General features: G+C 70.9%; 16 protein-coding genes and 1 tRNA gene. 10 read left to right on the top strand and 7 right to left on the bottom strand.

The window, feature by feature from the left end; genetic code table 11:
- Window positions 1-33 precede the first annotated feature (33 nt).
- Window positions 34-1,512, top strand: coding sequence for a glutamate--cysteine ligase (locus ENC19_RS20445; protein ID WP_164448730.1), 1,479 nt, complete (start codon window positions 34-36; stop codon window positions 1,510-1,512).
- A 71-nt stretch (window positions 1,513-1,583) separates the two neighbouring features.
- On the opposite strand, the gene ENC19_RS20440 is transcribed toward ENC19_RS20445, so the two are convergent.
- Complete coding sequence (locus tag ENC19_RS20440; protein ID WP_164448729.1) at window positions 1,584-3,062, bottom strand: hypothetical protein; 1,479 nt, start codon at window positions 3,060-3,062, stop codon at window positions 1,584-1,586.
- A gap of 122 nt (window positions 3,063-3,184) precedes the next feature.
- Between ENC19_RS20440 and ENC19_RS20435 the strand changes: the two genes are divergently transcribed.
- Both ENC19_RS20435 and ENC19_RS20430 read left to right on the top strand, forming a co-directional pair.
- Complete coding sequence (locus ENC19_RS20435; protein WP_235944960.1) at window positions 3,185-3,874, top strand: PASTA domain-containing protein; 690 nt, start codon at window positions 3,185-3,187, stop codon at window positions 3,872-3,874.
- A 99-nt stretch (window positions 3,875-3,973) separates the two neighbouring features.
- Entirely contained in the window at window positions 3,974-4,882 is a 909-nt protein-coding gene (locus ENC19_RS20430) for a PASTA domain-containing protein (RefSeq protein ID WP_328824315.1), read from the top strand.
- Between the two features lie 9 nt (window positions 4,883-4,891).
- On the opposite strand, the gene ENC19_RS20425 is transcribed toward ENC19_RS20430, so the two are convergent.
- On the bottom strand, window positions 4,892-5,341 hold the full coding sequence (locus ENC19_RS20425) for a hypothetical protein (protein ID WP_373688913.1): 450 nt from the start codon (window positions 5,339-5,341) through the stop codon (window positions 4,892-4,894).
- Window positions 5,342-5,450: 109 nt separating this feature from the next.
- Window positions 5,451-5,738, bottom strand: a complete 288-nt coding sequence (locus ENC19_RS20420; RefSeq protein ID WP_164448727.1) for a hypothetical protein — start codon at window positions 5,736-5,738, stop codon at window positions 5,451-5,453.
- 550 nt (window positions 5,739-6,288) lie between these two features.
- Between ENC19_RS20420 and ENC19_RS20415 the strand changes: the two genes are divergently transcribed.
- The 3 genes from ENC19_RS20415 to ENC19_RS20405 all read left to right on the top strand — a co-directional run bounded on the left by ENC19_RS20415 (window position 6,289) and on the right by ENC19_RS20405 (window position 8,004).
- Window positions 6,289-7,164 (top strand): helix-turn-helix domain-containing protein, encoded by an 876-nt coding sequence (locus tag ENC19_RS20415; protein ID WP_164448726.1) that lies wholly within the window; start codon window positions 6,289-6,291, stop codon window positions 7,162-7,164.
- Complete coding sequence (locus ENC19_RS20410) at window positions 7,140-7,361, top strand: DUF397 domain-containing protein (protein ID WP_164448725.1); 222 nt, start codon at window positions 7,140-7,142, stop codon at window positions 7,359-7,361. The genes ENC19_RS20415 and ENC19_RS20410 overlap by 25 nt, the downstream gene beginning before the upstream one ends.
- Window positions 7,362-7,599: 238 nt before the next feature.
- A complete protein-coding gene (locus tag ENC19_RS20405; RefSeq protein ID WP_164448724.1) occupies window positions 7,600-8,004 on the top strand; it encodes a hypothetical protein in 405 nt (134 codons plus the stop codon).
- Here ENC19_RS20405 and ENC19_RS20400 read toward each other — a convergent pair.
- Window positions 7,969-8,571 carry a hypothetical protein gene (locus ENC19_RS20400; protein ID WP_164448723.1) on the bottom strand — a complete coding sequence of 201 codons (603 nt, stop codon included), beginning with the start codon at window positions 8,569-8,571 and terminating at the stop codon, window positions 7,969-7,971. The genes ENC19_RS20405 and ENC19_RS20400 overlap by 36 nt on opposite strands.
- Window positions 8,572-8,791: 220 nt before the next feature.
- On the opposite strand from ENC19_RS20400, the gene ENC19_RS20395 reads away from it, so the two are divergent.
- Entirely contained in the window at window positions 8,792-10,666 is a 1,875-nt protein-coding gene (locus tag ENC19_RS20395; RefSeq protein ID WP_164448722.1) for a S8 family peptidase, read from the top strand.
- 57 nt (window positions 10,667-10,723) lie between these two features.
- Here ENC19_RS20395 and ENC19_RS20390 read toward each other — a convergent pair whose 3' ends face one another.
- The 3 genes from ENC19_RS20390 to ENC19_RS20380 form a co-directional block, all read right to left on the bottom strand.
- Complete coding sequence (locus ENC19_RS20390; protein ID WP_164448721.1) at window positions 10,724-11,521, bottom strand: WecB/TagA/CpsF family glycosyltransferase; 798 nt, start codon at window positions 11,519-11,521, stop codon at window positions 10,724-10,726.
- Window positions 11,518-12,633 (bottom strand): NAD-dependent epimerase/dehydratase family protein, encoded by a 1,116-nt coding sequence (locus tag ENC19_RS20385; RefSeq protein WP_166458889.1) that lies wholly within the window; start codon window positions 12,631-12,633, stop codon window positions 11,518-11,520. The genes ENC19_RS20390 and ENC19_RS20385 overlap by 4 nt, the downstream gene beginning before the upstream one ends.
- 64 nt (window positions 12,634-12,697) lie before the next feature.
- Window positions 12,698-12,783: transfer RNA gene (locus ENC19_RS20380), tRNA-Leu, on the bottom strand.
- A gap of 228 nt (window positions 12,784-13,011) precedes the next feature.
- On the opposite strand from ENC19_RS20380, the gene ENC19_RS20375 reads away from it, so the two are divergent.
- Genes ENC19_RS20375 through ENC19_RS20365 form a run of 3 tightly spaced genes read left to right on the top strand, consistent with a single transcriptional unit; the run spans window position 13,012 to window position 15,785 of the window.
- On the top strand, window positions 13,012-13,821 hold the full coding sequence (locus ENC19_RS20375; protein WP_093409193.1) for an FhaA domain-containing protein: 810 nt from the start codon (window positions 13,012-13,014) through the stop codon (window positions 13,819-13,821).
- A gap of 6 nt (window positions 13,822-13,827) precedes the next feature.
- Window positions 13,828-14,316 (top strand): FHA domain-containing protein FhaB/FipA, encoded by a 489-nt coding sequence (locus tag ENC19_RS20370; RefSeq protein ID WP_111242783.1) that lies wholly within the window; start codon window positions 13,828-13,830, stop codon window positions 14,314-14,316.
- Window positions 14,313-15,785 carry a PP2C family protein-serine/threonine phosphatase gene (locus ENC19_RS20365; protein WP_164448719.1) on the top strand — a complete coding sequence of 491 codons (1,473 nt, stop codon included), beginning with the start codon at window positions 14,313-14,315 and terminating at the stop codon, window positions 15,783-15,785. The genes ENC19_RS20370 and ENC19_RS20365 overlap by 4 nt, the downstream gene beginning before the upstream one ends.
- Window positions 15,786-15,798 lie beyond the last annotated feature (13 nt).

Genomic DNA, 15,798 nt, shown 5'->3' with positions numbered 1-15,798 from the left:
ACCGTTCCGTGGCGTCGCGCGCCGGGAGGAAGCATGGGCAGGGACGTCGATCGAGCCTCCTTCTCCCGTGAGGATCGAGTCCGGTACCGGCAGAAGGTCCGTCGCTGCCTGGACGTGTTCGCGCTGATGCTCGACGACTTCGGCTTCGACGCCGACCGGCCGATGACCGGGCTGGAGATCGAGCTCAACCTGGTCGACCAAGCGGCCGAGCCGGCCATGCGCAACGAGGAGATCCTGGCCGCGATCGCCGACCCGTTGTTCCAGACCGAGCTCGGCCAGTTCAACCTGGAACTGAACGCCAATCCCCGACTGATCTCCGGCAACGGGTTCGCCGACTACGAGCGCGACCTCCGCGCCAGCCTCAACCGGGCCAACGAACGCGCGGCACGCTCGGACACCCGGATCGTTCTGGTCGGCATCCTGCCCACGTTGAACGAGCGACACCTGGTGGCGGACAACCTCTCCACGAACGAGCGGTACCGGGTGCTCAACGACCAGATCGTGGGAGCGCGGGGCGAGGACATCGAGCTCGACATCCGCGGCGTCGAGCGACTGCGTACGCACAACGACTCCATCGCGCCGGAGGCGGCCTGCACCAGTCTCCAGTTCCACCTCCAGGTGGCGCCGGACAGCTTCGCCGACTACTGGAACGCCTCCCAGGCGATCGCCGCCGCCCAGGTGGCCGTGGGCGCCAACTCACCGTTCCTCTACGGTCGGCAGCTCTGGGCGGAGACCCGCATCGCCCTGTTCGAGCAGGCCACCGACACCCGGCCGGACGAGCTGAAGGCACAGGGCGTACGGCCCCGGGTCTGGTTCGGTGAGCGGTGGATCACCTCGATCTTCGACCTGTTCGAGGAGAACGTCCGCTACTTCCCGCCGCTGCTGCCGATCTGCGAGAGCGAGGACCCGGTTGAGGTCCTGCACGCCGGCGGCGTTCCCGAGCTGGCCGAACTGCGGCTGCACAACGGCACCGTCTACCGGTGGAACCGGCCCGTGTACGACATCATGAACGGCCGTCCCCACCTGCGGGTGGAGAACCGGGTGCTACCGGCCGGCCCGACCGTGGTGGACATGCTGGCCAACGCCGCCTTCTACTTCGGGCTGGTCCGGGGCATGGCCGAGGCCGACCGGCCGATCTGGAGCCAACTCACCTTCAGCTCCGCCGAGGAGAACTTCCACGCGGCCGCCCGCCGGGGCATGGACGCGATCCTGCACTGGCCGCAGCTGGGCGAGGTGCCGGTGACCACGCTGGTGCTCGACACGCTGTTGCCGCTGGCCGCAGCCGGCCTCGACGGCTTCGGTGTCGAGGCCGCCGACCGGGACCGGCTACTCGGCATCATCGAGCAACGCTGTCGTACCGGCCGCAACGGCGCGGTCTGGCAGACCGCCACCGTGTGGGCCGCCGAGCGGCACCTCGGCCTGGATCGTCGGGCCGCGCTGCACCACATGCTTCAGCGCTACGCGGAGTTGCAGTACACGAACGAGCCGGTGCACACCTGGCCGCTCGACTGAGCGATGCGGCACCTCGCCGGATCCTGGTGCGGGATCGCCCCTCGACGGGCCATTTTGTGCCAAGATCCAGACTAGCGACCTCGCTGCCGGGGACGACCGCGGCGGATCCCGCCCTCGGACGTCTCGTCGCTGCCGGACGACGCGTCGGACGGCGAGGACCCGGATTTCCCGCCCGCCTCCGCCGGCCTTTCCGGCTGCGCTGCCGAGGGCGGTGCTGCCGGTTTCGGTGCTGCCGGCTTCACCGCCGCTGGCTTGACCACTGCCGGTCGCGATGTGGTTCCCGCCGATGCGGCTTCCGTGCGGGCCGCCGTCGCCTCGCCGGCCACCGTCTGGTCGAGCCGGTCGCCGGCCGCCGAGGACCGCGCGGCACCCGCCGAGGACAGCGGGGCACCCGCTCCGGAGCGCTCGGCGTCCGGTGCGGGCCGGTCGACATCCGGTTCGGCCCCGGGCGTGTGCCGGTCGGAGTCGCCGACCCGCTGCCGGGGCACTACGGGGGCCGCGTCGGGGCCGCTCGACCGGCGGGCCGCCAGCCGGGCCGACCGCTGGGCCAGCGCCGCCACCAGGACCGAGCCCCCGATGCCGACGATCACCGCGTACGGGGCGGTGAGGTGGGCGGACACCTGTTCCGGGCTGATCGCCGTGAGCCTCGGCACGGCGAGGAAGTACGCGATGGCCACCAGCAGTGGACCGGCGGCGCCCGAGGCGGTGGCACCGACCCGTCGATCGGTCGCGCGGACTCCGCCGCGGGCCGCCAGCGCGCCGATCACCAGTGCCGAACCGAGCGACAGGGCCGCACCGGGCCAGTAGAAGTAGTCCCGGACCCAGAACTGCTCGCTGTCCGAGCTGAGTTGCCAGATGCCGAGCTGCGCGGTGGTCAGCCCGCGACCGGCGAGCACCGAGTCGACCACGGCGATGACCGCGAGCAGCCAGAGCCAGCCGGCGGTGGCGATGACGTTCGTGGCGGCGGCGCGGCACCGCAGCGCCCAGATCGCCACGAGTGTCCCGATCAGGACGCCGACTGCCGCGTACCCGGCGGCCATGTCCCGGGGAGACGGGGTGTCCGGCACCACCGCCACCCGCGCCGGCACGGCGACCAGCAGCACCGTGATCAGCGCACCCAGGCCGGCGGCCACGGCCAGCGCGATTCCCCGCAGCCCGCCACCGGCCTGCTCGGCGGTGGCGGACGGCAGCGCGCCGGAGGGCGGAACGGGACCGTCGGACGCGGCCGGTCCGCTGACCGCCGCTGCGGCACCGGACGGCGCTGCGGGGCCGGACGCCACCGGCCCACCGACCGCCGCTGTGCCGGGAACCGCAGTTCGGCGACGGTCGTGCAGCCGCTGCGCGCAGACCGCTCCGAAGATCGTCGACGTGGCGGCGATCCAGGTGGCCCAGATCAGGCTCGCCACCCAGGCCGCCGTGCCGGCGGTCGCCTCAGGGGGTGCCCAGTTGAGGATGCCCAGGCCGTAACCGAAACCCAGTTGGGCGGCACCGGCACCGGCTGCCACGCCGGCCGCGGTGGCGATCAATCCTCCCCAGCCCTGTCTGGCCATGCCGGGCAGCGTAACGTCCTGTGGTCGGTGCGGCGAGTCGTGCGCGGCATCGACCGGCAATGGTCACGGAGAGTGCTTGGCCCCGGTCGGTACGGTCGCGGGGGAATGAGGCGGTGGGCGGGATGACGGACGGAACCACGGATGGGCGGCCGGGGGGCGGTGGTACCGCCCGGGACCGGACGAGAATGGTCATCGGTGGTGGAGTCGCCGCCGTGCTGCTCGCGATCATCGGTGCCGCCGGGGGCTGGGTGCTCGCCGGCGACCAGGCGGGACCGGACCCGGTGGCCTCCGGCGCGACCGGCACCCGCACCCCGACGCCCACCGTCCGGACCTCGCCACCTCGGAAACCGCCGACATCGACCACCCCGACCCGGCCGAGCAGCAGCCCCAGCCCGTCGCGACCGACCGGGCTCACCGTTCCGGACCTGGTCGGCATGGACTTCGAGGAGGCCCGGGACAAGCTGCGCGACCTGGGCCTGGGCTGGCAACTCGTCTTCGGCAGCGGCGACGGCGACGGCGTGCGCAGCACCGACCCGGCCCCGGGCACACCGGTGCGGCGTGGGGTCACCGTAAAGATCAACGTTGCCGGGGCCGCACCGCCGAACGAGGTGCCGGATCTGATCGGCGAGGCGTGCAACGAGGCCGGTGCCGAACTCGTCGACGACGGCTTCTCTCCACGCTATCCGGACGGGCGCTCCGGCACCGTCACCGCACAACAACCGGCGGCCGGCACGGTCGGCAGGTGGAACGACGTGGTCCAGCTCCGGTGCGGCACGCCGCCGAGTGCGGACGCGAGCGCTCCGGCGCCGTGACGCGCACCCGACACGCTGATGCCGACCGATGACCGGCAGAACCGCTAGGTTGACCGTCGAGGGGCCTGTTGCCCGCCCGATCGGCGGAAAGGACGTGCCGTGAGCGACGAGCGCCAGGAGTCGACCGACGGGCAACCGGACGACCGGACCCATCCAATCTCGCCGTCCGGCGACAACCCGGACGAGACCGCGCCGCTCGGGCGTACGCCGGACGAGACGGCGCCGCTTGGTCGTACGCCGGATGAGACGGCGCCGCTTGGTCGTACGCCGGACGAGACCGCGCCGATTGGGCGTACGCCGGACGAGACGGCGCCGATGGACCGCGTGGCCGGAGCGTCGGCCCAGGCACCCGACGCGACCGCGCCGATGGACCGGGCGGCGGGAGCACCGGCAGACGCCACCGCGCAGCTACCGCCTACCCAGCCTTCCGGTCCGGCGGCGTGGTCCGGGCGTGCCGAGGTCCCCTCGGTGCGGCCGGGTGTGGAGCGTGAGTCGGCCGGCGGCGACTGGTACGCCGACGAGCAGCCGGGCCGACCGTGGTGGCTGCCGATTCTCTGGGGCGTCCTGCTGCTGCTCCTGGTCGGGCTGATCGGGGGCGGGTTCTGGTTGGCCAGCCAAGGGCTCGACGACGACGGGCCGTCGGAGTCGCCCTCGCCGACCACCCAGGCTCCACCGACCACGGCGTCGCCGTCGCCGACCACCGCGTCCCCGTCAGCGGCACCGACGACGAGCGCCGCGCCGGCCCAGGTGCCGGTACCGCCGCTGGTGGGTCTGCCGGAGGCCGCGGCACGGGCGGCCCTGGACGGGCTCGACCTCGACTATGAGGTGGAGTACCGCCCGTCGGACCAGCCGGAGGGGACCGTCATCGCCACCGACCCCGGAGCCGGCGAGTTGGTGGCGGCCGGCGACGAGGTTCGGCTGGTGGTCGCCGAGGCCAGCCCGAGTCCGTCGCCGACGACGGACGAGCCGACCACCGAGCCGACCGCGACGGCGAGTCCCACGGGTTGATCGCCCGGGTCACCACATGCGGCGTCTGGTACCGACCAGACCCAGGCCGGCAAGGGAGATCGCCAGCCCGAACACCCCGGACCAGAACAGCGAACGGCTGAGTTCCTCCCGGCTGTGGTCACCGGTGGCCCTGGCCGGCGCTTCCTCGTCGGTCGGGTATGCGGGCTGCGAGGAGTCGGAGGACTCCGTCGGTCGGTCGGCTGGCTGGCCGAAGAAGCCGTCGTGGGCGAAGGCATCCCAGACACCATCGGTCGTCGCGGTGTCCGGCTCGACCGGTTCGCTCTCCACGACAGTGATCTCCGGAGCCGGTACGGGCTCGGCCAGCCGGGTGGACGACAGGGCTGGGTCGCGGCCCAGCACCACCAGGGTGGTGACGGCACCGAGAAGCGCCAGGAGCCCGAAGGTGTAGGCGATGCGGGGCCGGCGTGGCTCCCGCGCGGACATATTGACCATGGCCATCCCAGGTTCGGGGTCCGGGAGGCGCGGGGTTCAGTCATGCCGGGGTGGGCATACCGATTCTATGTCGGCGGCATGCCCCCGAATCCTTTTCACCTCAGGTTCGTGATGCTCAGTGCACCCGAACCGGCGTCCGTGCGACCGGCCGGCGGGCCGACCGTACGGTGTGCGGACGCGGCTGTGGAGCGGCCTGGACCTGCCGCAGCCCGGCCCGCTGGACGAAGATCGATCGACGGTTGACCGCGTCCCCCGTCGCGTTCAACTCGTAGCCTTCGAGCCAGAGCCAACCGTCGTAGGTCGGCCGGTCGAGTACCCGGATCACCCGGAACAGGATGGGTCTGCGGAACTGGACACTCGCCGCGCGTGTCACGTGCAGTACGTCACCGGAGCGGGGAAGCACATGGGCTCCTGGAAGGGTCGGCCGGCGGGGAAGGGCCGGCTGGGAATGATGGGGGGTTGTGCGGCTCCGGCGACGAGGTCGTGTCTCGGGGGCCGGAGTGGCTGGCCGGTCCGTCAGTGCGGAGCTGCTGATGGCGGGCTCCTGCGCGATCGGTCGGTTGATCAGGAGGTGTCGTCTTCGCACGTGGGCGAGCGGCTCCCGATCCCGCGGGCCGGGCTGGCGGGTGTCGACCGGAGGGACTCCTGGTCCGTCGCCCGGCAACGTTGATCACGCGTGGAGACGGATCGGAGACGGTCAGTAACCCGGGTCATACGGACAGAGTGCATCAGGAGGGTGCTTCATGCAAGTTGCACGTCGACTTTTGCCGATACGTGAGCGGCTCGCGCGAAACGGCGCTTGAACGGGCCGCCACCCGGGCGGCACACTGAGAGCCGGTTTCGCCCGCCGCGGCCGGCCGACGACCGGACCACCCATGCCGCGAACGCTCGCCGGGAGGATCGCGCCGTGGGCGGGCGGTCAGCGCGGCGCGTCGAGGCGGAGAGGTGACACGGTGAGCGAGCGGCGCAGCCCGACCATCCGGCGGCGCCGGCTCGGCGCGGAACTGCGCCGCCAGCGCGAGGCAGCCGGCATCACCATCGAGTCCGTGGCGGAGCAGTTGGAGTGCTCGGCGTCCAAGGTGTCGCGGATCGAGACCGGCCACACCACCGCCACGCCCCGCGACGTGCGCGACATGCTCCGGATCTACGGGGTGGTGGGTGCCGAGAGCGACGAGCTGGTGCAGATCGCCCGTGAGGCGCGGCAGAAGGGCTGGTGGCATCCGTACAGCACGGTGCTGGTCGGGGCGTACGTGGGTCTGGAGGCGGCGGCCAGTTCGATTCGCGCCTACGAGCAGCAGGTGGTGCCGGGGCTGCTGGAAACCGAGGACTACGCGAGCGCGATGATCCGCGCGGCCCGCCCCGATTTCAGTCCGGAACAGGTACAGCAACGGGTGCGTGTCCGACTCGGCCGTCAGTCGTTGTTGACCCAGGATGATCCGGTCGATCTGTGGGTGGTGCTCGATGAGGCGGTGTTGAGCCGTCCGGTGGGCGGGGACACGGTCATGCGTGACCAGCTCAAACGGTTGGTGGAGGTGGCCCAGCTGCCGAACGTGACGCTTCAGGTCCTGCCGTTCGAGGTGGGAGCGCACGCCGGCATGGACGGCACCTTCACGATCCTCAGCTTCCCCGAACCCGGTGATCCGGATGTCGTGTACGCGGAGAACGCCACGGGTGGGCTCTTCCTGGAGAAGAGCGACGAACTACAGAAGTACAGCTTCATCTTCGATCACATTCGAGCAGCGGCCGAACGTCCGGAGGAGTCCGTGGAGTACATCGCGAGACTGGCAGAGGAGCCGTTGTGGAAGTGGCGACGCAAGGATTCTCCGTGAACCTGGCGCAGGCGACGTGGTTCAAGAGCTCGAAGAGCGGGCCGAACTGCGACAACTGCGTCGAGGTGGCGTACGTGACCGGGGCGGTCGGCGTCCGTGACTCGAAGGACAAGGCCGGACCGGCCCTGGTCTTCGCGCCGGGCGACTGGCACGCTTTCGTCGCCAGCACCAGGGACGGCGCGTTCCCCCGGGTCTGACGTGCCCCGGGGACGGTGACGACGGATCCCCGCCCGGCCGGTGGCCGAGCGGGGATCCTGCCGTTACCCGACGGTGGTGACGGACAGCAGAGTCGGACGGCGTGGGCGACGGCCCACAGCCCCGCGTGCTGGCGCCGGCTGCCGTCGCCACATCGTGCCCGTGTCGTTGTACCTCTCGGTACGCGCTGGTCGACATCCCCCCGGCAGGGCGGGTAACCGAGCGAGGCAGGCGAGACGGATGACGAGTATCGGGTCGGAGAACCTCACCAACGGGCCGGGAAAGCCGGAACGGTTCGGCGGCAAGTATCGCGGGGCCCGGCGGGACACCGTGCTGACCGAGGTGGTGTCGGCGGAGACCGAGCACGCGGGCCGGGAGACCCCGGCGACCGCGGAGCCGCCGTCGCCGCTCACCCTGCCGTCACTGGACCCGAATCCACTCACCGAGCCGTCCTTCCCGGCCACCGGCTGGTCGACGGTGGACGACGGCTCCCTGGTGGACCATCCGCTGCTGCGTGGGCTGTTGATGGAGTTGCCGCCCAAGGGCAGCGTGCCGCCACCCGGGTGGCTCGACCGCTGGTTCGAGGCGACCAGGGCGATCCTCGAACTGCTATACGTGCAGGGCTCCGGCGGCCGGGCGCGGTGACGCCACCCGTTCGGGCATGGCCCGCTCGGCGAACCGGTTGTGCCGCAACGCGTGGCGTACGCCGATGGCCGCGACGGCCAGCGCCGCGATGGTGATCGCCGGCCCGGTCGCCGAGGGGCCGAGATACTGGCCGGCACCGCTCGCGGTGATCATCGCCGGCAGCAGCGCCAGACCGGTCACCTGCAACGGCAGTCCGATCAGCGGGTGGGCGGCGGCGGCCCGCAGCCCGTGCGGGGCCGGTGTCCCGGCGGCCACGGCAAGTGCGCCGGCTCCCGCCCACAACCGGCGCAACCGACGCACCGTGCAGCCGGCCACCAGCAGGGCGGGTACGGCGGCGAGCGTCAGCCCGTCGGCAGCTCGATCCGCCACCGTCGGCCCGACGGTGACCAGCCCGGCGATCGGCAGAGCCAGCGTCAGACCGAGCCCGGTGAACGTCAGCGCGAGCAGCCGGCCGGCTTGCTGACGCAGCTCGCGCGCATGGCGCAGGCGGGGCAGCCCGTCCGCGAGATAGCCGGCGGCCAACCAGACGGCGGCGACCGGAAGCAGGAGGGCGAGATGGCTCTGCATGGCCATCAGCCTTGCCCGATTTCCGGCCCACCGAATCCGGGTCCGTCCCCCGTTCCTCCCGTACCCGTCCCCGTAGGGGAACCATCTCGTCAGTGTTATGAGGGATCCGACATGTTTAACTGTCCGCACACATCCAACTACCCTCACCGTGATCGGCATTCATCGATCAATCTGCCACGAGCAGGTGGACGTTCGGTGCCGGTCGGAGGGAGGTAGGAAGATGGCTCTTCCACAGAGATCCGTGCTCGTCGGGCTGGCCACACTGGCCATGGTGGCGGCGGCCACGCCGGCCATGGCGGCCGAGCCGGTCGGCACCGTCCGAAGCGCCGGTGGCGCGACCGCGGTCAAGGACAGCTACATCGTCGTGTTCAAGGACAGCGAGGTCAGTCGTACGTCCGTCGGCTCCTCGGTGGACCGGCTGCTGCGTCGGCACGGCGGTGCCACGGCCCGGACCTACAGCGCCGCCGTGCGTGGTGCCGAACTGCGGGTCAGCGCGCGCGCCGCGGCGCGGATCGCCGCGGACCCGGCCGTCGCGTACGTCGAACAGAACCACGTCGTCTCCATCGCGGGAACCCAGACGAACCCCCCGTCCTGGGGCCTGGACCGGATCGACCAACGGAACCTGCCGCTCAACAGCTCGTACACGTACCCCAACACGGCCACGAACGTGACCTCGTACGTCATCGACACCGGCATCCGGACCACCCACTCGGACTTCGGCGGTCGGGCGACCTGGGGCACCAACACGGTCGACTCCAACAACACCGACTGCAACGGCCACGGCACGCACGTGGCCGGCACGGTCGGTGGCTCGGCGTACGGCGTGGCCAAGGCGACCCGCCTGGTGGCGGTCAAGGTGCTCAACTGCTCCGGCAGCGGCACCAACGCCGGTGTGATCGCCGGCATCGACTGGGTCACCGCCAACGCGGTGAAGCCGGCCGTGGCCAACATGAGCCTCGGCGGCGGGGCGAACACCGCGGTCGACAACGCGGTCGTCAACTCCATCAACTCCGGCGTCACGTACGCGGTGGCCGCCGGCAACGGCAACGCCCTCGGCCAGCGGCAGAACGCCTGCAACTACTCGCCGGCCCGGGCCGCACCGGCGATCACCGTCGGTGCCACCCAGAGCAACGACGCCGCCGCCAGCTTCTCCAACTACGGCACTTGTGTGGACATCCTCGCGCCCGGGGTGAGCATCACCTCCGCCTGGCACACCAGCGACAGCGCGACGAACACCATCAGCGGCACGTCGATGGCCTCGCCACACGTCGCCGGTGTGGCGGCGCTGGTGCTGTCGGCCAACCCGTCCTGGACGCCCCAGCAGGTCCGGGACTACCTGGTCAGCAACTCCACCCCGAACGTGATCTCGAACGTCGGCACGGGAACCCCGAACCAGCTGCTCTACGTGGTCAACGGCAGCACCCCGCCGCCGACCAACGACTTCTCGGTCTCGGTGTCGCCGACCTCCGGCTCGGTCACGGCGGGCAGCTCGGCGAGCGCCAGCGTGGCCACCGCCACCACCAACGGCTCCGCCCAGTCGGTGAGCCTCTCGGCCAGCGGCCTGCCGTCCGGGGCGACCGCCTCGTTCAGCCCGGCCACCGTCACCTCCGGCGGATCGTCCACGATGACCATCAGCACCTCGGCCAGCACGCCGGCCGGCACGTACACCGTGACCGTCACCGGCACCGCGGCCTCCGGCACCAGGAGTGCGACGTACTCGCTCACGGTGACCGGCGGCAGCGGCGGTGGCTGCTCCGGGACCAACGGCACGGACGTGTCGATCCCGGACTCGGGCTCGGCGGTGACCAGCTCGATCACCATCTCCGGCTGCAACCGGAACGCCTCGTCGAGCTCGACCGTCGCGGTGAACATCGTGCACACCTACCGTGGCGACCTGGTCATCGACCTGCTCGCTCCGGACGGCTCGTCGTACCGGTTGAAGAACAGCAGCATCTTCGACGGCACGGACAACGTGAACGCCACCTACACGGCGAACCTGTCCAGCGAGGCGGCGAACGGCACCTGGCGCCTCCAGGTTCGCGACGTCTACGGCGGTGACACCGGGTACATCAACACCTGGACGCTCACCCTCTGACGTGCGGTACGGCGAACGGGCCCCGGCGCTACGCCGGGGCCCGTTCGTCGACTCGGGTCAGACCGCGAACTCGGTCGGACGTTCGGTGGCCGGCGCGGGTGGCCGGGCCTTCCACAGCCCGGTCTTCTGCGCGAACAGCCGACCCAGGTACGCGGGATTCAGGATCACGTAGCGCCGCCACAGGCGCTTGGGCTCCAGGCCGAGACGCCAGAACCACTCCAACCCGGCGCGCTGCATCCACGGCGGCGGCTGACGCAGCAGCCCGGCGTGGTAGTCGAAGGCCGCGCCGACCGCCATCATCGGCATGTCCAGCAGCGGGCGCATCGCGTACGTGAAGATCTCCTGCCGGGGGCAGCCGAGCCCGACCAGGACCAGCCGGGCGCCGCTGGCCTTGATCCGGTCGGCGATCTCGACGTCCTCGCCCGGCTGCACACCGCGGAACTTGGACGCCTCCACCCCGGCGATCTTCAGCGCCGGGAACATCCGCTCCAGCGCCGGAATCAGCCGGGTGAGGGTCTCCTCGGTCGAGCCGTACAGGTAGACCGGCAGCCCTTCGTCGGCGAAGCGGGAGAGCACGTGCAGGGTCAGCGTCGGCCCGTAGACCCGGTCGGTGAGCCCTGCGCCGTGCAGCAGGTTCAGCGCCCAGCGCACCGGCTGGCCGTCCGGGGTCACCACGTCGAAGGAGTTGAGCCGGGCGTTGTGCGCCCGGTCCAGCACGCCGGTCATCACGCCGTGCACGGCCAGCGCGGTGAGCGCCAACGGCTGGCGTTCCTGTGCGGCGGCCACCACCCGCTCGGTGGCCTCGGCGTAGTCGGTCGCGTCGACCAGGACACCGAGCACGTTCTTCTTGGTCATGCCGCCGGCACCCACTTGTCCACGTTGGCCTCGTAGATCTCTCGCATGATCATTGGTACGTCGTACACCTGCTTCCAGTCCGGATAGTCCGCCTGGAACGCCTCGTTGGAGCCGATCCACCACTTGTGGTCGCCGATCCGGTTGGCCTCGACGTACTCAGTGATCATCTCCTGGCCGGTGATCTGCTCGGCCAGCGTGAACGCCTCCCGGTTGGAGGTGTTCGAGTGCCGGCCGCCGCCGAGGTTGTAGACGGCGGCGGAGCGGGGGTTGCGGAAGAACGCCTCGAACGCGGACACCACGTCCGAGCTGTGGATGGCGTCCCGGACCTGCTTGCCCTGGTAACCGAAGATCTTGTAGGTGCGGCGCTCCATGTTCGCCCGCATCACGTAGCCGAGGAAGCCGTGCAGCTCGGTCGCCGAGTGCGCCGGCCCGGTCAGCGTCCCGCCCCGGAAGCAGGCCGTCTTCATGCCGAAGTAGCGGCCGTACTCCTGCACCATCACATCCGCCGCGACCTTCGAGGCGCCGAAAATCGAGTGTAGGCAGGCATCGATCGACATGTCCTCCCGGATGCCCTGCTCGTACGGGTGGCCCGGCTCGATCTCCCACCGGGTCGCCAGCTCCACTAGGGGCAGGCTGTTCGGCCGGTCGCCGTAGACCTTGTTCGTGGAGCAGTGGATGACCGGGGCGTCGATGCAGTGTTCCCGGACGCTCTGCAACACGTTGAGCGTGCCGGCGGCGTTGACGTCGAAGTCGGTGAACGGGTCGCGTACCGCCCAGTCGTGCGAGGGCTGTGCGGCAGTGTGGATCACCACAGCCACGTCCCGGCCGTACCGGCCGAACAGCGCGCCGAGCGCCGCCCGGTCCCGGATGTCGATGCTGTGGTGGGAGTACGCCTCACCCAGCTCGTCGGTCAGCCGGCGGACGTTCCACGCGGTGGACGCCTCCTCGCCGAAGAACTCCTGCCGCATGTCGTTGTCGATGCCGACGACGTCGAGACCGAGGCCGGCGAAATGCCGGACCGCCTCGGAGCCGATCAGCCCGCCCGACCCGGTCACGAATGCGACACTCACATGCCACTCCTGGTGCGTCGGAGGCAGAAACCATCGGAGCATAGCGTGACGTCCGGCACGCCCCGATACGGAGCGAGGGCCCCGCATTCCGCGGAGCCCTCGGCTGTGGTGGGGAAGGGGGGAGTTGAACCCCCACGTCCTTTCGGACACACGGACCTGAACCGTGCGCGTCTGCCATTCCGCCACTTCCCCGTGGCTTGACCTCGATGAACGTGGCCTGCACCGGCCTCGCCGGTCACCGGCGAGCCTCGGCCATGCTACGTGACCTCGGTCTGTCGCCGCGAATGGCTTTCGCTGCTCGCAGCGGTTACCGTTCGTGGCGGACGAAAGAGTAGCACGACAATCAGAAGCCGTCCGAACGGGCCGTGGCCTGCCGGCCGAGCGGCGTGTGAGCTGCGTGCGCTCTGGACGGATACCATCATGTCCTCGGGACCCGAGGAGGAGCCGGTGAGCGTGCTGCAACGCTTCGAGAAGCGTCTGGAAGGCCTGGTCGAAGGGGCTTTCGCCAAGGTCTTCAAAGGGGTGGTCCACCCCGTGGAGATCCTCAACGCCATGCAGCGGGAGGCCGAGGCACACAAGGCCATCCTCGCTGGTGGGCGTACGTTGGTGCCCAACCGCTACGTGATCGATCTCTCCCCGTACGACCACAGTCGGCTGGCGCCGTACGCCGCCGCGCTGGCCCAGGAGTTGGCCCAGTCGCAGGCGGAGTTCATCGGCGAGCAGGCCTGGACGGTCTACGGGGACGTGATCGTCGAGATCGAGCGCGGTGAAGGACTGGACACCGGGATGTTCCGGGTCACCGCGGAGGTCTACACCGGTGGCGAGGTCGCCCCGGTCTCGGCGCCCGGTTACGACGCCGGTCCGCCCGGATACGACGCCGGCCCGCCCGGCTACCCGTCCTACGACCAGGGTGGCGGCTACGGCCCGCCGCCGGGTCACGGCGGCGGGCGCAACATCCGGCTGGTCTCCGGTGACGGCCGCACCTATCCGCTGCAGATGGGTTCGACCGTGATCGGTCGAGGCGACCAGGCCAACCTGCGCCTGCCGGACGTCGGCATCTCCCGCCGACACGCCCGGCTGGACTTCGACGGCGGGCAGGTCGTGCTCACCGATCTCGGCTCGACGAACGGCACCATGGTCAACGGCCAGCGGGTCTCCGCCGTGGCGTTGAACCCCGGTGACATGATCCAGCTCGGTACGACCACTCTGACCTTCCGCGTGGACGGCTGATCCGCCTTGCCGGAACTCGTTATCACCGTTGCCCGGTTCGGATTCCTCGTGCTGCTGTGGATCTTCGTGTTCACGGTGGTCGGCGTCATCCGCCGGGACCTCTTCGCGGGGGCCCGCTCGGGTCGGCTGGTGGCCGCGCCCCGGGCGGTGGGCGCGTCGACAGGTCAGGCGACGGCGAAGCCGGCGAAGGTGAAGCGGGGGCGGGCGGCGCACCAGCTGGTGGTGACCGCGGGCCAGTTGGCCGGCACGCGGATCACGTTGGGTGAGGCGCAGATAACGATCGGTCGGGCCGAGGACTCCACCCTCGTCATCACCGACGACTACGCGTCCGCGCGACACGCCCGGCTGGTGCCGCGGGACGGGCAGTGGTTCGTCGAGGACCTGGGTTCGACTAACGGGACGTACCTGGATCGCGCTAAGGTCACCGGACCGACCCCCGTCCCCCTCGGCGTGCCGATCCGGATCGGCCGCACCTCTCTCGAATTACGGCCATGACTCTGACCCTGCGCTATGCGGCCCACAGCGACCGCGGTCTGATCCGAGACGGTAATCAGGACTCCGTCTACGCCGGGCCGCGGCTACTCGCCGTTGCCGACGGCATGGGCGGTATGGCCGCCGGTGACGTCGCTAGCAACATTGTCATCGGTGCCATGGCGCCACTGGACGAGGACGTCCCGGGCGACGCCCTGGTCGACGCGCTCCGCTCCGCCGTGGGCACCGCCAACCAGCAACTCCGCGAGACGGTGGAGGCCAACCCCCAGTTGGAGGGGATGGGCACCACGCTCACCGCGACCCTGTTCTCCGGCAGCAAGCTGGGCATGGTCCACATCGGCGACTCGCGGGCCTACCTGCTGCGCGACGGAGAGTTCGCGCAGATCACCAAGGACGACACCTACGTCCAGATGCTCGTCGACGAGGGCCGGATCAGCCCGGAGGAGGCGAGCAGCCACCCCCAGCGCTCGTTGCTCACCCGGGCCCTGGACGGCCGCGACATCGACCCGGAGTACTCGGTCCGGCAGGTGCTGCCCGGCGACCGGTATCTGATCTGCTCCGACGGGCTCTCCGGCGTGGTCAGCGCGGAGACCATCGCCGAGACCATGCGGGAGTACGCGGACCCGCAGCAGTGTGTCGAGCGGCTCGTCCAGCTCGCCCTGCGCGGCGGCGGTCCGGACAACATCACCGTGATCATCGCCGACGCCACCGACCGGGACATCGTCGAGGCGGCCCCGATCGTCGGCGGTGCGGCGGCCCGGGACCGGGGGATGGCCACCTCGGCCGACGTCTCCACCCCGGCGGCCCGTGCCTCGGCGCTCTCCGCGCCCCGGCCGCCGACGCCCGACGATTCCGCCGCGAACGCCGACGACGAGCCCGAGGCGCGCCGGCGCCCACTGCGTGCGCTCGCGATGACGACCGCCCTGCTGGTGATCGTCGGCGGTGGTGTCTTCGCCGGGTGGAGCTACACGCAGCGCCAGTACTACGTGGGCGCTACCGAGGACGGCCAGGTGGCCGTGTTCCGTGGCGTCCAGGGTCAGATCGCCGGGATGGACCTCTCCAGCGTGCACTCCGAGAGCGAAGCCCAACTGGACGACCTCACCCTGGCCGCGCAGGAGCAGGTGAAACAGGGCATTCCGGCCAAGAGCGAGCCGGACGCGGAACGACGGCTGGCGGAGCTGACGATGGACAGCCCGACAAACGTGAACCTCAAGCCGATCTGTCCGCCGACACCGAGCCCCACGCCCTCGCTCGTCGGATCGCCGTCCCCGACGCCGAGCGCGCCGACGGGATCGCCGAGCGCCCCGGCCGGCTCGCCGAGCAAGGTGGGTGGCGTCCGTCGTCACCGAGCGGCGCGGCGACGGGCACCCCGAGCGGTGCCTCCGCCGCCGCGCCGGACAGCACCCCGACGCGCCCCCGTCGACACCTTCACGCCCACGGTCGACCCGGCGGCCTGCCGGTCGCCCGAGTAGGCACCGGCTCCCA

The sequence above is a fragment of the Verrucosispora sioxanthis genome, assembly GCF_010560025.1.
GTDB classification, from domain to species: Bacteria; Actinomycetota; Actinomycetes; order Mycobacteriales; family Micromonosporaceae; genus Micromonospora; species Micromonospora palythoicola.
This window is presented reverse-complemented; position numbering and strand designations above follow the sequence as displayed.

Excerpts from the sequence above, each read along its gene's own strand:
- ENC19_RS20445 (WP_164448730.1), top strand. The coding sequence starts at position 34 with ATGGGCAGGGACGTCGATCGAGCCTCCTTCTCCCGTGAGGATCGAGTC.
- ENC19_RS20440 (WP_164448729.1), bottom strand. The coding sequence starts at position 3,062 with ATGGCCAGACAGGGCTGGGGAGGATTGATCGCCACCGCGGCCGGCGTG.
- ENC19_RS20435 (WP_235944960.1), top strand. The coding sequence starts at position 3,185 with ATGACGGACGGAACCACGGATGGGCGGCCGGGGGGCGGTGGTACCGCC.
- ENC19_RS20425 (WP_373688913.1), bottom strand. The coding sequence starts at position 5,341 with ATGGCCATGGTCAATATGTCCGCGCGGGAGCCACGCCGGCCCCGCATC.
- ENC19_RS20405 (WP_164448724.1), top strand. The coding sequence starts at position 7,600 with ATGACGAGTATCGGGTCGGAGAACCTCACCAACGGGCCGGGAAAGCCG.
- ENC19_RS20400 (WP_164448723.1), bottom strand. The coding sequence starts at position 8,571 with ATGCAGAGCCATCTCGCCCTCCTGCTTCCGGTCGCCGCCGTCTGGTTG.
- ENC19_RS20395 (WP_164448722.1), top strand. The coding sequence starts at position 8,792 with ATGGCTCTTCCACAGAGATCCGTGCTCGTCGGGCTGGCCACACTGGCC.
- ENC19_RS20390 (WP_164448721.1), bottom strand. The coding sequence starts at position 11,521 with ATGACCAAGAAGAACGTGCTCGGTGTCCTGGTCGACGCGACCGACTAC.
- ENC19_RS20385 (WP_166458889.1), bottom strand. The coding sequence starts at position 12,633 with ATGCTCCGATGGTTTCTGCCTCCGACGCACCAGGAGTGGCATGTGAGT.
- ENC19_RS20375 (WP_093409193.1), top strand. The coding sequence starts at position 13,012 with ATGTCCTCGGGACCCGAGGAGGAGCCGGTGAGCGTGCTGCAACGCTTC.
- ENC19_RS20365 (WP_164448719.1), top strand. The coding sequence starts at position 14,313 with ATGACTCTGACCCTGCGCTATGCGGCCCACAGCGACCGCGGTCTGATC.